We start from the raw sequence: 13,963 nt of genomic DNA, 5'->3' as shown, positions 1-13,963 counted from the left end.
TCTTGCGCAAGGAAAAATTTTTCATAACTTAATTCTCAATTTTGGTCAGTAAAGGTATTAACCACCGATACTAAATAATATTTCGTTCAATTCACCATTACGATCGATTAATAGTGATACTTCTTTATCTTGTTTTAATGCAGCAAGTGCCTGTGCGGCTTCGCTTGGCACCGTTAAATCATAACCATTCATTTGAATCGCGATATCACCAGATTTCAGCCCTGAATTTTGAAAAAAATCTGCGTTTTTACCCGGCAACAATCTGTAGCCTACTATTTTGCCACTTTTACGTTTTGGCGATATTTTTAAATAATCGGTAATTTTACTTGGGTCGGTATTAATTTCGTCTTTAAATGACTCTGCACTTTTACTCAACATCTTATTTGTTCTTTGATCAATAACATTAGGTGATGTTAGTCGACTATTTAATTCTCGAGTTTTAGCCGGAGATATTGCCGATTTATTTACCACGTTTTGTTGTATTTTTTCATTGTAATCAAATCCATCAAGCATCAATGTTTCAAGTTTTCCGGCATGCTTTAAAAGCACTCGATCACGAAAGACACTATCGAGCACGGCACGTGTTCCGGTAATGGTTTCACCAGGACTATAGGTGTCTTGCTTACCAGCGTTTTCAATGACCGCCGCAGACGTAGTTTTGTCATCACTTGCTACTGCCCCTGATAGCGTTAAACGTAACTGTGTTTGAGGTGCACTTTCCACTTCAACCGTTTCAATTGTATCTATACTGTCTGTATATAAGCCAAATAAGTTCAATGTTTTTAAATTTGTTAAACTGATATCAGCTTTTTCAGTGTTCTGTATTGCTACTTTTACGCTAACATTTGAAGATGCATGATATTGGCCACTTGGCGCAACAAGCCAAGTGATTTGTGCAAAAACATACGCGATGTAAGCTAACAAAAATACACTGATCACCTTAGCTATTTTTTGCTGAGGTAATTGTGAAGAGAAGTCGACTACACTAGAAAAATTTGAAGGTAATTGCATGGTTATCTTTATAGAAATTTAAATTAATTTTCATTATTATACCGTGATAGTACTTGAGCTAGACATTATCAACAAGGGTAAGATGATGATTAAAATATTTATTAACAATTTAGTGCTGTTATGTGCAAACTAATATTGCCAGTTCAGCGATACACTTAGTTAAAAGACTAGACATTATAAGCAATTATGATATTTTCGCCGCGACATATATTTATAGGAAGATGGTAAGTAGATGAAACATAATTCACCTCTCACTGAAAACACTTCAACCCGTCTCGATAAGTGGTTATGGGCTGCTCGTTTTTACAAAACACGTGCCATTGCCAAACAAATGATTGATGGTGGTAAAGTGTTCTATAATGGTCAACGAACAAAGTCGGGTAAAGTCGTTGCTTTAGGAGATAAAGTTGTCTTACGCCAGAGTTATGAAGAACGAGAAATTATTGTTGTGGCGCTGGCAGATAAACGTCGAGATGCGAGTTTTGCGCAAACTCTTTACCAAGAAACACCCAACAGTATTACCACTCGTGAAAAAAATGCCTTAGCACGTAAACAAGGCACTTTACTTAGCCCCGCTAGTGATACCAAACCCGATAAGAAACAACGTCGACAATTAATACAATTTAAAGAAAGGATCTAACTGTGACTGTTAAAACTGATGTTTTAAATCGCTACTTATTTGATGGTAAGCATGCTCGTGGAGAACTTGTACAACTGACTAAAGCTTATCAAGAAATTATCGCTTTGCATGAATACCCTCCCGGCGTGCAAGCCTTGTTAGGTGAATTAGTTGCCGCCACTTGCTTGCTTACAGCTACTTTAAAGTTTGAGGGCGAAATTACCGTTCAATTACAGGGCGATGGCCCCATTAGCTATATGTCAGTTAATGGTGACGATAAACAAAATATGCGTGGCATAGCTCGTTTAGCTGAGCCAACTGCTGGTATAGGCTTAAAAGAACTAATAGGTAAAGGTACGATGGTTATTACTATACGTCCTGAAAAAGGCGAACCTTACCAAGGAGTTGTTGCACTAGATAAAGATAATTTAGCTGATTGTTTAGCACACTACTTTGAAGTTTCTGAACAAATACCCACAAAAATTTGGTTATTTAATAATGCTGATAATACTCAAGTTGCTGGTAGCTTAATACAACTGCTCCCTGATAGTGATAGCAAGGAAACTCAGCTTAGTGATTTCGAACACTTGTGCCAGCTAACCAATACAATAAAAGCAGATGAGATTTTTTCACTAGACGCTGAAGACTTATTGTATCGTTTGTATCATCAAGAAGAGGTTCGTTTATTTGAACCTCAATCGGTTAATTATCAATGCAGTTGTTCTGAGGAAAAATGTTTAACGGCTATTTCTCAAGTTTCACCAAGCGAATTGATAAGCATTATAGAAGAGCAAGGTTGCGTATCGATGACTTGTGAATATTGTTTAACAACGTATAAGTTTGATGAACCAAAACTTGCACACTTTATTCATGAGCCCAAGCACTAGTTTACCCTCAGACTTAACGTCTTAATTCTACCTGTTCGCCTTTTAGCGCTCTTCTGCTAATGGGCGACCCACTTTACCACTGTAATCTATTTCTATTTCTACGCGCTCAAACTGTTTTGCTGCTACAAGTGATTTATAATAACTTAAGAGATCGACACCCTCTTCTGGCGTTAATCGATAGGTACTTTTAGCTATTTTATTAATATTTGCGGTATTGTCATAGCTTGTTAGGCTGGCTAAGTTGTTAACGATAACCACAAAAGTGCCCTTTACCGTGCCCGTTTCTGACATTAATAAATTAACAACTTTAGCGCCATTAGTCAGCTTATCTGCTTGTAATTCAAATTTTTGTTCGTTGAGCATTAAGTATTTATTTTCTGAATTTGTCAGTTTTTTAAAAACGTTGTTATTTTTTAAACTTCCATTACTTTCACTTAAACCGCTACTAGTGGCCCGTGCAAGTGTTTCATTAGTTGTAGCAACTGATGTGTTTGGCTTTAAAGAAGCAGCTTCTTTATCGCTGGTTTTTTTTTCTAGTGGCTGTACGACTTCTCTTTTATCTGAACAAGCCATTAAAAAAGTTACACTAAGGGCGATGACACTAAGGTTACGCATATTTACTTCCTTTTTTATTTCCAGTCATAATTAAGTGATAAACGTTTAGTTATAAAAAAAGCTGATTGAATGACCAATCAGCTTTATTTTTACTTGTTGTTACTACTTACTTTTTACGGCGACGTAATAACGCTAAAGGTAATAGCAAGAAGGCTAATAAGCCAGTTGAACCACCGCTAGAATCTTTCCTAGCTGGAACCATACTAGGCATATCATTAACCACTACAGAGAAACTCTGTGTAGCATCGACAGTACCATCATTAACACTTGCTACAAATGTTAGTGTTTCACTACCAGATTCAATACTAGGAGAAGTGAAAGATATAGCTGCTGTGTTTGAGCCCGCTAATGTCACTGTTGGACCAGAGGTTTGTTCCCAGCTGTATGTTAATGCATCACCATTAGGATCTGTAGCTTCAACACTCATGCTAACAGAGATACCTTCTCTAACAATTCGCTCTACATCAGTAACGGCTGTTACAATCGGTGCACGGTTATCACAAGCAACACTATCACCTGCAACTAGGTCTGAATATACTGATGATGTAATGTTACTAAATTGAACATTATCAATCCACCAACCAAAATCATTTGCATATGAATCAGTACCAACGCGGAATCTTAGTTTAACTTCACTTCCGTTTAATGTTGTACCAAAGTTAACACGTTCCATGTTGCCCCAAGTAACATCATTATTTCGACCAGTGAATACTGGACGTCCAGATAATGCTTGGGAATCTTGTGATACTAGCTCTACTGCTACTTCATTATCATCATCATCCAGAGTAACTGTATAACCAACATCAAATCTTCCGCCCATTTCAGTAACGTCTGCCCAGTCACCGCCATTTACACTGATCTCAACAACACCACCATCCCAGCCTTCTTCTAAGCCATAAAAGTGCCAAAAACTCATTTCAAAGTTACCAGCATAGCCAACTTGAATTGCTTTAGTTTCTACTGCAACGTCTGATTGAAAGCTATTATTGCCCAAAACCATTGTTTGTTCGCCTAAATCGAAACCAAAACTAGCAAAGAAAGGAATATTACCGCCATTATCAAATGACTGTGTTCCGACTGCGAATTCTCCGCCTGTCATTACATTTTCAGTCCAGTTCTTAAATAATGAAATATCTTCCATGGTATCTGTTGATGAACTACTTACTGGTGCACGATCTGCAAAATCATAATTAACGGTTGCCGTAAATGAGTATTCATTTGAAACATCGTCTTCAAGTTCAGGGAATGTGACTTTTAATTCGATTGAATCAGACATCATCGCATCATTTAGTACTAGTTCAATAGGGACACTAGTAGAAAACTCAGTTGGATTTAAACGAGCAAAAGTCGTCATGCCCTCATTTGCTAAAGTAATGTCATGATCACCAACAACTTCAATTTTAGCAACTACATCAGTATAAATTTCACTACCTCTATTTTGGATAGTAAAGCTTACTGTACCTGTTTCACCTTTATCTAAAATGTTGTCATTAGAACAATAACCTGAAGTAAGTCCTTCATAATTTGAGTTTAATGTATGAGAAGTAATAGCAAATTCAGAGTACTTAACGTCGTAAGATTCTACTACGCCAGTATGGTCTATAGAATCACGGGCTGGAGATACAGCACCTAATCCCATGCCTCTTCGAGCGAATGCAGCTAAGATAAGATCGTAATCCGCTGGATCATTAGCATAAGCTGCAGCAAGAACGGCATCACGTGCTTCCGTATATGTTGGTGCAACTGGTGTCATTTTGTAACCACCAACCAAGTAGTCTTTCATCAAACTTTTTGCTTCTGCAAAAGTATGACGTTCATCGTTGATTAATGCTACATATGAATCCCATAACATTGCTGCCCAAGGTTCACCTGCGTCATGTACTTCTGCTGTACCCTCTGGAAACTCAAATACACCATTACCTAAAGTAACATTGTCAAAGGTGAGTGGGTTAATTTCCATATCTGTAGAGTATGGGTAGTTACGGATTCCTGTTTGGAAATTTGCAACATATGATGTAGCAGAATATGCAGTACCAAACATTTCATTGCCTGCAATCATTGCATCGTCAGCGTCAGACAATAACAACAACGCATGGAAGTCACCCCAACCTTCGCCCATAGAGCGACCTTGGTTATTACTTAATCCTGAACCGTTACCAACTAAACGGTTACTGATGTAGTGACCCCATTCGTGAGCCACAATACCATTATCAAATGAACTACCTTTATAAGGCTTATTATTAAACATAGAGATAGTAACATCTTCAGCAGCAGTTAATTTAGCGTAAATTGCTGCGCCTGTTGCAAAATTAATCCCCATATTAGGAATTGTTACTGCATCATCACTTCCGCCCATAGATGGAGTCGCACCATCGTCAACATTATTCACGACAATAACGGCAATAGCACCTACATCTTGTGCATTTTTAACTTTTACAGTGAAGTTACAAGTGCCGCGATCAATAATCGCTATTTTTCCCATTAACGCATCAGGGTTTGCAGCCGCTTGACAACCATCAGTAATCACATCCATTGCATCATCAATACGAACTACACTGCCAGCAATATTGAATTGACCTTGACCGAACGACGAACGTTTTGAAACGCCAGCTAGACCGATATCGTCATGAGATGTCACAGTTACACCGTAATCAGTGCCATTTACTGCATCTTTGCTGTCAAATAAGTACATTTGCATGCGTGGCGAACCACCATCAGCAGGAGTCGACATATTCGCATTATTGAAGCCAGAGTTATCCTGAACTTCAGCTAGGAGTGCATCCCCTTCAACACCACCACGTTCATAGTTAAAATTCTGGGCATTACCAGATGCTTCATCAAAACCATGATCGTAAAAATCATCATGCAAATAGTTATTTAAGTAAAATAAATTAACTGTTGCAGCTTTTCTATTATGAATTGAATTTTCAACTAAATCTGTATCGTATTTATAATCAAATGTATTAGTGCTTGTTAATTCGGCGATTATATCACCATTAGTAAATCCATCAGGTGCGATAGCATCTACATAAGCTTTTACATTATTACCATCTGTTGTTGTTGCATCATCAGCTAACCATGCATCACCAGTACTTATTCCCGCAGAAACTAATGAAAGCATTGGGGCATCTAAATAAGCAGTGGCGTCTGGAGTGTCTGCGCTAACTGCTGGAATTACATTTCCATGAGGGCTATCCCAAGGTTTTTTAGTATCTTCATCAGCGTATACACGATAATTAAAGTTATCAGCGTGGCTGGAAAGATCGTTTTTAAACAAAACTTTGCCGTTATTAGCAGAGATAACATAACTAAAATATTCTGAATCTACACTGTCTGCCAATGCAGATTCAACTTCAACATAATATGCAGGTATAAGCTGACCTTTCTGTTCGAAGAAAACTTGTTTTGCGCGTGGTTCACCTAGTGCTTTTTCACTATTTGAAACGTTAAATTTAGTATATTTACCAGCGGTTTCTTTTACAGAAAGATTAATATTACTTGAGTCACCAGATAAATCAGTAAAAGCTGCTTTAATGGCTTCAACAGGGCTTCCAAAAGCGTTTAAATACAAATCACTTTTAAGTCTTTGGCTTGATGCTTTATTTGCTAAATAACCAGATGAAGCAACTAAGTTAAACTCAGCATCCATCATGATATTATATTCACGATTGAAAACTTCTACGCCATTAACTTCTTGTTTGTATTTTGCTATTTTCGCGCCAACACCTTTATCATGCACACTTGCTAATACGGCTTGTACACCTGATTTTTTTACAGTAGAAATACCTGTAAGTTGATTTAAATAGAATTCAGAGGCGTAGGCAACTTGATGTTCCGATGAAATAGCACCGATATTAGGGGCTTTATTTTTAACATTTGCCCACTGAAAAGTATTTTGACCTAATTGAGCATCATATTGATTGCTCATGCCACTTACTGAAGCTACTTGATTTGATACAGATGGTACGGAAAATTTTACAACAGTACTTGCATCTGAAGCTAAAGCTCCCATAGAAGCTGAAGCGATTGCAGACCCTACGAATGTTGCTATGATTGATTTATTAAAGTTCATACGATTCCCTAAGTATATTTTATTATTAACCCACTAAAGTGGACTCTACGGTAATTTATTACATTTATGTAACAATAAAGCAATCATTTAGCTTAAAAAACACAAACAAAAAGTAAAGCATACGTTACGTTAAAGTAATAAACGCTTATAAGGCAACCACTTGTTACAAAAACGTTAATGTAGTGCTTAATAATGAATAATAACGGATAAATACATATATTTATAATATCTCTAGCAAGTAACTGATTGGATAGTAGAAACTTATTTATACTAAACTTACCATAACGTCACTAAGCGGATTTAACAGATGAGTGGCATAAATTCTGCTTTTCGCAACAAAAAAGGCGCTAATTTTATAATTAGCGCCTTTATCTGTTAAAAAGTTAAGCTTTGTGAAACAGGTCCAATTAAAACCTTAAAAGTGGACAACAACACCTGCAAAAGCACCTTTAAATTCAATGTTTGTATACAAGTCATCTAAATCTTCAAGTTCAAATTTAACCGCTTTATAGCCAAGTGTTAAATTTACATCAACCGCTAAGTTATCAATAAGCTCGTAGCTCAAACCGACTTGGTAGTCGTATATAGTATGATCGTCAATCGATAATAAATTACCATTGGCAAAAAGATTAAAACTCGTGCCGGGTAAGCCGACAATCGTTGAAACATAAAGCATAGGTACGATTTCTGTAACGGCTAATGTCCCTTCAACTGATGTACCACCAATAGCTGATGCAACCGTAATATCGCCATCAAAATCACGACCGGTTAAACCAATATCAAAAGAGAAAAGACCGTTATCAAAAATTTCATAATATAACGTATAGTCAATATAACTAACATCGAAGGTGCTACCGACAGCGGTGCCAGCGTCGAATGTTTTACCAGAAAAGTCAAAATCCTGCGACAAAACTGTTGCGCCATCAGTATCTAACGTTGTTGAGGCTATCATTAGATTGGGGATTAAAGGGATCGGATGTTCTAGAGCGATATAAAATGAACCTTGCTCTTTATCTTCTAAATTAAAATCAACTAAGCCAGCTTGTTCACCAAAAGTACCTGTTGCTTCATTACTCCACATTGAGCCACCAATATAAAGTCCGGCAATAGTATCAGCCATTGCTGATGTTGAAAGTAACCCGGTAACAAGTACTGCTAATGCTGTTTTTTTCATGTTGAACCCTTTATTATCCTTGACTTAATAAGTCATTTAAATCGATTAGTGCTGCGTTAGCACGAGAAATATAATTTGCCATTACTAAAGAATGATTAGCTAATAAACCAAAGCCATCACCATTAAGGATCATTGGACTCCATATAGATTCTTGGCTTGCTTCTAATTCTCGAATAATTTGCTGTACGCTTACTTTAGCATTTTTCTTCTCTAATACATCATTAAAATCAATTTCTACGGCGCGTAAAAAGTGAAGTAACGCCCAACACGCACCACGTGCTTCATAAAATTCATTATCAATTTTCCACCAGCTGGTTTTTAAGACAACGCTTGACTGTGCAGACGTTGATTGCTGCGCAACGCTATCGCCAGCTAAGTCGGTATTTAACTGTTCACGGCCAACACTTGCACTTAATCGTTGAGAGTAGCTGCCTAAACGTTTATTCACTTCTTGGATCCAGTCACGTAAATTATCTGAGCGAGCATAAAATTGCGCGGTTTGACTGTTAACATCACCTAACGCTTTGCGATAGGCATACAATTCGTTAATTGCTTTATTGTATTCACTTTCTGCACTTGGCATCGCCCAACTTTTGTGATCGATATTGTATTGAGGCTGAGCAACTTTTAAGTGCTTATTTTCTACCGATTGTGACTGAGAGCGGCTAAATTCCTGACGCATAACAAGCGCCATATCACGCGACATTTCAAGCGCACCAAGCTCCCAAGCTGGGATATTGTCTAAAAATACTGAGGGTGGCAAAGCATCATTTGACAGATAACCGCCAGGTTTATTTAATAATGTCTCGGTTACTCTAATAAGTGCCGTTGTTGTGGTGTAACCGACAACAGGTTTTATACCAGCTGCCGTTGCATCTTTCGTTGCTTCAGCTCTAATATCAAGCTGTTCAGGTTCAAAGCTCCAATAAACGCCGAGAAAATAGCCTGAGAGGATGATAGCAAAAAAAATGGTGACAAAAGTTTTTCCTGAAAAATTAGTCGTCATGTTGAGCTCCTAATGGTGTTGTTTTTTAGCTGGGTTTTCTTGTTTAATACTTCGCACCGGAATGGTTACGACAAGATCCTTTTGCTGCTTAAAGTGCAATGTTAATGAAAGTTCCTCTTCAGGTAACAAGGCTTTTTTAACGTTAAATATCATTAAGTGATAGCCCATAGGCTGCAATACCACTTTATTATTCCCTTCGATTGTCAATTGTTCAACTTGACGCATCTTCATCATACCATCACTCATGGTGTGTTGATGAATTTCAATTCTATCGGAAAACAAGCCACTGACTCCTGTTAAAATTAGCGCCTCATCATTTTTATTTTCAATCGACATATAAGCTGAAGTGATACTAGTTCCAGGTATGCTAGCTCTCACATAAGGCCCGTCAATAATAATATTACTATCGTGTTCAACAGCAAAAACATCGCTATTGATACTGAGTAACGTAAAAGATAATACAATGGCTATAAAACATATTTTATTCATTTCTCGCTATACTTCCTTTTTTAGACAGATTATTTTTATTGCCTTAACATTGTAACTAAGCTGGAGCAAAATGGATAACTTAATTATTAGCCAAGAAAACAATCATGTTTTCACCGTGACTCTTAACCGTAAACATAAAAAAAATGCACTTAATCAAAGTATGTATATCGACTTATGTGCGGCTCTAAAATATGCGAGCGAAAATTCAACTATCCACTGTGTGCTTATTCAAGGCGATGAAAACTGTTTTTGTGCAGGTAATGATTTGGATGACTTTTTACAATGCTCACAAGATGATGAATTAGTAGCATTAGATTTTGTACAAGCACTGACAATATTTGATAAACCTCTTATTGCCGCAGTTGCTGGCCCGGCAATAGGTATTGGCACTACCTTGTTGTTACATTGCGACATGGTCATAGCGGCAAACAATAGTAAATTTAAATTACCCTTTACTCAGTTAGGTCTATCACCTGAAGCTGGCTCTAGCCTGTTGTTACCCCTGCGTATTGGTCATAACAAAGCGTTTGAACTTTTAGTACTTGGCAAGCAATTTACTGCCGAACAAGCACTAGATTACGGTCTTATTAATCAAATATGCATACCGGAAGATTTACTAAAAATAGCTAGCGATATTGCTAATACTATTGCTAAATTACCTCATGATTCTGTCATGACCAGTAGAAAATTGATGAAACAACATGCACAATTGACTATGCAACAGGTCATTGATAACGAAGCTAAAGAATTTAAACGTTTAGTAAAAACGCAGCAATGTAGAAATATTTTAGCGCAATTTTTTTAAAAAAATAAATCTTAAAGATGAAATAGTCAGCCAAAATTTGCGGGGGGTTCATCTTTAGGCGATTTGTTTTTTGTCTCCTGCCATTAACCAAATAACAACAGCAATAAAAATAACGGGCCAAAATATACCAATCATCACAAAGGCCGCCGCACCAAAAATCATCATACCGATAAAAATTAATGAACCAAACACACTCATAACAATTGCAAATGCCACCATGACAAGAATAACCATAATAATTGCTGAAACACTAATCGCTTTTAAAGGATCAATGAGTTCATCACCAACATGAAGGTCGACATTAAACATTTCTATAAAACTTATTCCTAATGCATAGGTTAAAAATAAGGTTGCAAAAATTGCTAATGTTAATGATTTAAAAAATGACATAATTCCTCCTGCTTACTTAGTTTTGCGCACAGCTATCGGTAAATATTATTTACTCGCTATCGCTTTAAGTTAATACTGCCCATTAATGCTTGGTGGGTAATAGTATCGCCGCGACCACATAAGCAACACCGCTAGCTAACGGAAATATAAGCAAAGCACCAATAGCGGCAATACGAACAGCTATTCTTGGTAAGTCATAATATTTTGCGATGCCCGCACAAACGCCTGATAATTTTTTATGGGCAACATCTTTTGTTAAAGTTTTTTTCACTGAATACTCACGTTGATAGCTCATCATTTATTCCTTAATTCTAACCGCTGTTTTGTAAAAAAAGTTAATAGTCCTGCGCCAACAAAAAAAGTTAATACGGGAGCAATACACATGATCATTATGAAATAACTACTGTGATGTATCATGTAATGCCCCCTAGTTTTTTGTCGCTTAGCCATTAACAACTTGCTTTTTTAAATCGGCTAATTCTTGTTCAATAGATTCATCTGTTTCTAAATCACGAAACTGGCTGGCGAGATCTTTATTCTCGGTAAAGTCATAAGACTCTAATTCAGCTTCTACTCGGTCAATTTTTTGTTGGTAGCGTTCAAATTTATTAATGGCTTCATCTATGTTGTAGACAATCGCTCTTTCACGCACTTTTAAACGTACTTCAACTGACTCTTGGCGTAATGCAAAAGCGTCTTGCTTACGTTTAGCTTCTTGAAGTTTTTCTTGTAAACGTTGACCGTCTTCTTGTACTGCACTCAAAAAAATCTCTAGCTGCGCTAAGTCATCATGGAATTCACTGACTTGTACTGAACATTTTTGCTTTTCATGGAGCGCAGACTTCGCAAGATCATCACGCCCTTTATTAATGGCTAATGCGGCTTTTTCTTGCCAATTATTAATACTAGCTTCTAGTGATGCTATTTTACGCATTAAGGTTTTCTTTTCTGCTATATTTTTTGCTGCAGTAGAGCGTACTTCAACCAAGGTTTCTTCCATTTCCTGAATGATCAATTTAACCATTTTCTCAGGATCTTCAGCTTTATCTAACATATTGTTTAAGTTAGCGTTAATAATATCGGTAAAACGTGAAAACATGCCCATAATCCATTCTCCTGCGCAAATGCGCTGCTATTAGTATTTTAATTTAATGACTCATTAAGTATTAACCAAAATGTTAATGCTTAACTTGCTACTGTGTTTTCTATTACAAGTGACATGCCAACTCAGCAAAACAAATTAAACTACTGTTTATTAAGGGATTTTATAAAGACATCGATTACAGAAAGAAAGGGGACATAATATGTCAGACGAAAATATAGTCAAATTCACAAATTAATTAGTTAATTTGACTATACCCATAACATGGTGGAATTTTATTAAAATGAGCGTTGAATTATTGAGTAACCACTACCGGAAAATAATCACCTGCGCCCCACTCACTCCATGAGCCGTCATAAACTTTTACGTGCTTATAACCGCACATTTCGGCGGTTAACGCTAAAACACAGGCGGTTACCCCAGAGCCACAGCTCATCACCATTGGTTTATTTTCGCTATTAATAGCGTTAAATTTTTCTTTTAAAATATTTTTGGCGAGCAAGCAGCCATCATGCGATAAATCACTAAAGGGTAAATTCACAGAAGAGGGAATATGACCGCTACGAATACCTTCGCGTGGCTCAGCAACTTTGCCCTCAAAGCGTTCTTTAGCCCTAGCATCAACAATAAGGTGTTCTTGAGAGTTAAGGTTATGCTCTATATTTTGGCTGCTATAAAAGTATTTTTTACAAAATGTAGCGATAAAGTTACCACGGCTAGTAACGGAAGATGTCGCTGATGAAACACGATACCCTGATGCCAACCAAGCGGGTAAGCCGCCATCAAGTACGGCAACATTTTCATGTCCCATTGCTCTAAACATATACCAAGCACGCGCTGCAGAAAATAAGCCTTGGTCATCGTAAACAACAATTTGACTGTCTGTCATTACCCCTAACGCACGCGCTTGCTGCTGAAAATGTTCAGCACTTGGCATAGTGTGGGGAAGTGGATTTGATAAATCAGAAAAGTTTTTATTTAAATCGAATCGCTTGGCATAAGGCAACGTAAAGTCTGGCCATTGTTTTTCTGGCGAGCGCATATTACCAACGGGTGGGATACTCGCATCAAGCAGTATTATATTTGATAATGGTTTTGCAGAGTCTCCGGTTAAATGGAGTGTAGGAAAAAGCAAATCATGCAGCTGACGGCACGATATTATTTGCTGAAAAGTCGAAGGCATAGTTAGCGTCATTCATTTTTGAATAAGGCTTAAAAAATAACGAATAAATCGATAGTTGTACAGTCGAAAAAAAATATAAATTGGCAGGGTACAACAAATTCCCTGCGTTTAGCTTGCGGCTTGTTTTTCGGCTGATGATTGTTCACGGTTATTTTCTACTAGGCTTACCACTAAAGACGCTGCCAATAAAAATACAGCAGGTAACATCAATAAGGTAAAAATTAGCTCTAAGCTCGGCATAATCAATTCCTTACTCATCCGCTGCTTGAACGGTATTCTTTTGTTGAGTACCCTTTTTGTTACTAAGCTTAGCCACTAAAATTTGGGAATATTTGTTGTTGGCTAAAGCTGACATCGTGATATCTGGCTGAACTTTATCTTTTACGTTACTCGCTAATTTTGTATTGAGTTGTTCAATGCCTGTTTTAACCATCAGATTAGCGATAGTTTTGATGTCTGTAGTGTTGTCTGCAAAACTGTTAAAAGATAATAAAGCGGTAGTTAATGTGGTGATCAATAACGTTTTCATGTTGTTCTCCAAGTTTTATAATAGTTAAGTCGTAATATCTATTACAAAGGTTGTGCCAGAGATCAAAAAAAAATTAAGCAA

15 protein-coding genes are annotated in these 13,963 nt (G+C 37.1%); 3 read left to right on the top strand and 12 right to left on the bottom strand.

Annotated elements, in window-relative coordinates; translation table 11 throughout:
- Window positions 1-57 precede the first annotated feature (57 nt).
- Window positions 58-1,011: a type II secretion system protein GspC gene (gene gspC / locus H4J76_RS00430; protein ID WP_182214722.1), complete on the bottom strand. Its 954-nt coding sequence runs from the start codon at window positions 1,009-1,011 to the stop codon at window positions 58-60.
- A gap of 232 nt (window positions 1,012-1,243) precedes the next feature.
- Between gspC and hslR the strand changes: the two genes are divergently transcribed.
- Both hslR and hslO read left to right on the top strand, forming a co-directional pair.
- Window positions 1,244-1,651 (top strand): ribosome-associated heat shock protein Hsp15, encoded by a 408-nt coding sequence (gene hslR, locus H4J76_RS00425; protein ID WP_070374949.1) that lies wholly within the window; start codon window positions 1,244-1,246, stop codon window positions 1,649-1,651.
- A gap of 2 nt (window positions 1,652-1,653) precedes the next feature.
- A complete protein-coding gene (gene hslO, locus H4J76_RS00420; protein WP_182176457.1) occupies window positions 1,654-2,517 on the top strand; it encodes an Hsp33 family molecular chaperone HslO in 864 nt (287 codons plus the stop codon).
- Between the two features lie 42 nt (window positions 2,518-2,559).
- Here hslO and H4J76_RS00415 read toward each other — a convergent pair whose 3' ends face one another.
- The 5 genes from H4J76_RS00415 to H4J76_RS00395 form a co-directional block, all read right to left on the bottom strand.
- Entirely contained in the window at window positions 2,560-3,132 is a 573-nt protein-coding gene (locus tag H4J76_RS00415) for a hypothetical protein (protein WP_182229913.1), read from the bottom strand.
- A 106-nt stretch (window positions 3,133-3,238) separates the two neighbouring features.
- Window positions 3,239-7,204, bottom strand: coding sequence for a rhombosortase-dependent M36 family metallopeptidase (locus H4J76_RS00410; RefSeq protein ID WP_182214725.1), 3,966 nt, complete (start codon window positions 7,202-7,204; stop codon window positions 3,239-3,241).
- A 415-nt stretch (window positions 7,205-7,619) separates the two neighbouring features.
- Window positions 7,620-8,378 carry a TIGR04219 family outer membrane beta-barrel protein gene (locus H4J76_RS00405; protein ID WP_182229912.1) on the bottom strand — a complete coding sequence of 253 codons (759 nt, stop codon included), beginning with the start codon at window positions 8,376-8,378 and terminating at the stop codon, window positions 7,620-7,622.
- 13 nt (window positions 8,379-8,391) lie between these two features.
- Window positions 8,392-9,384 (bottom strand): DUF2333 family protein, encoded by a 993-nt coding sequence (locus H4J76_RS00400; RefSeq protein ID WP_182214728.1) that lies wholly within the window; start codon window positions 9,382-9,384, stop codon window positions 8,392-8,394.
- Between the two features lie 9 nt (window positions 9,385-9,393).
- A complete protein-coding gene (locus H4J76_RS00395) occupies window positions 9,394-9,873 on the bottom strand; it encodes a copper chaperone PCu(A)C (protein WP_182214730.1) in 480 nt (159 codons plus the stop codon).
- A 70-nt stretch (window positions 9,874-9,943) separates the two neighbouring features.
- Here H4J76_RS00395 and H4J76_RS00390 point away from each other — a divergent pair, with 70 nt between their 5' ends.
- Entirely contained in the window at window positions 9,944-10,678 is a 735-nt protein-coding gene (locus H4J76_RS00390; RefSeq protein WP_182229911.1) for an enoyl-CoA hydratase/isomerase family protein, read from the top strand.
- Between the two features lie 54 nt (window positions 10,679-10,732).
- On the opposite strand, the gene H4J76_RS00385 is transcribed toward H4J76_RS00390, so the two are convergent.
- The 6 genes from H4J76_RS00385 to H4J76_RS00365 form a co-directional block, all read right to left on the bottom strand.
- Window positions 10,733-11,068 (bottom strand): hypothetical protein, encoded by a 336-nt coding sequence (locus H4J76_RS00385; protein WP_070374956.1) that lies wholly within the window; start codon window positions 11,066-11,068, stop codon window positions 10,733-10,735.
- Window positions 11,069-11,150: 82 nt separating this feature from the next.
- Window positions 11,151-11,366, bottom strand: coding sequence for a PspC domain-containing protein (locus tag H4J76_RS00380; RefSeq protein WP_310734067.1), 216 nt, complete (start codon window positions 11,364-11,366; stop codon window positions 11,151-11,153).
- Between the two features lie 144 nt (window positions 11,367-11,510).
- Window positions 11,511-12,173, bottom strand: coding sequence for a phage shock protein PspA (pspA, locus tag H4J76_RS00375; RefSeq protein ID WP_182214735.1), 663 nt, complete (start codon window positions 12,171-12,173; stop codon window positions 11,511-11,513).
- 292 nt (window positions 12,174-12,465) lie between these two features.
- Entirely contained in the window at window positions 12,466-13,353 is an 888-nt protein-coding gene (locus H4J76_RS00370; RefSeq protein WP_182229910.1) for a sulfurtransferase, read from the bottom strand.
- A gap of 108 nt (window positions 13,354-13,461) precedes the next feature.
- Complete coding sequence (locus H4J76_RS19780) at window positions 13,462-13,593, bottom strand: hypothetical protein (protein WP_259364605.1); 132 nt, start codon at window positions 13,591-13,593, stop codon at window positions 13,462-13,464.
- A gap of 10 nt (window positions 13,594-13,603) precedes the next feature.
- Window positions 13,604-13,882, bottom strand: a complete 279-nt coding sequence (locus tag H4J76_RS00365; RefSeq protein ID WP_182221229.1) for a hypothetical protein — start codon at window positions 13,880-13,882, stop codon at window positions 13,604-13,606.
- Window positions 13,883-13,963: the final 81 nt, after the last annotated feature.

This window comes from Colwellia sp. BRX9-1, from assembly GCF_014077195.1.
GTDB lineage: Bacteria > Pseudomonadota > Gammaproteobacteria > Enterobacterales > Alteromonadaceae > Colwellia_A.
This window is presented reverse-complemented; position numbering and strand designations above follow the sequence as displayed.

What these genes read in the sequence shown, in the direction of transcription:
- gspC (WP_182214722.1), bottom strand. Translation starts at nt 1,011, where the DNA reads ATGCAATTACCTTCAAATTTTTCTAGTGTAGTCGACTTCTCTTCACAA.
- hslR (WP_070374949.1), top strand. Translation starts at nt 1,244, where the DNA reads ATGAAACATAATTCACCTCTCACTGAAAACACTTCAACCCGTCTCGAT.
- H4J76_RS00415 (WP_182229913.1), bottom strand. Translation starts at nt 3,132, where the DNA reads ATGCGTAACCTTAGTGTCATCGCCCTTAGTGTAACTTTTTTAATGGCT.
- H4J76_RS00410 (WP_182214725.1), bottom strand. Translation starts at nt 7,204, where the DNA reads ATGAACTTTAATAAATCAATCATAGCAACATTCGTAGGGTCTGCAATC.
- H4J76_RS00405 (WP_182229912.1), bottom strand. Translation starts at nt 8,378, where the DNA reads ATGAAAAAAACAGCATTAGCAGTACTTGTTACCGGGTTACTTTCAACA.
- H4J76_RS00400 (WP_182214728.1), bottom strand. Translation starts at nt 9,384, where the DNA reads ATGACGACTAATTTTTCAGGAAAAACTTTTGTCACCATTTTTTTTGCT.
- H4J76_RS00395 (WP_182214730.1), bottom strand. Translation starts at nt 9,873, where the DNA reads ATGAATAAAATATGTTTTATAGCCATTGTATTATCTTTTACGTTACTC.
- H4J76_RS00390 (WP_182229911.1), top strand. Translation starts at nt 9,944, where the DNA reads ATGGATAACTTAATTATTAGCCAAGAAAACAATCATGTTTTCACCGTG.
- H4J76_RS00385 (WP_070374956.1), bottom strand. Translation starts at nt 11,068, where the DNA reads ATGTCATTTTTTAAATCATTAACATTAGCAATTTTTGCAACCTTATTT.
- H4J76_RS00380 (WP_310734067.1), bottom strand. Translation starts at nt 11,366, where the DNA reads ATGATGAGCTATCAACGTGAGTATTCAGTGAAAAAAACTTTAACAAAA.
- pspA (WP_182214735.1), bottom strand. Translation starts at nt 12,173, where the DNA reads ATGGGCATGTTTTCACGTTTTACCGATATTATTAACGCTAACTTAAAC.
- H4J76_RS00370 (WP_182229910.1), bottom strand. Translation starts at nt 13,353, where the DNA reads ATGCCTTCGACTTTTCAGCAAATAATATCGTGCCGTCAGCTGCATGAT.
- H4J76_RS19780 (WP_259364605.1), bottom strand. Translation starts at nt 13,593, where the DNA reads ATGCCGAGCTTAGAGCTAATTTTTACCTTATTGATGTTACCTGCTGTA.
- H4J76_RS00365 (WP_182221229.1), bottom strand. Translation starts at nt 13,882, where the DNA reads ATGAAAACGTTATTGATCACCACATTAACTACCGCTTTATTATCTTTT.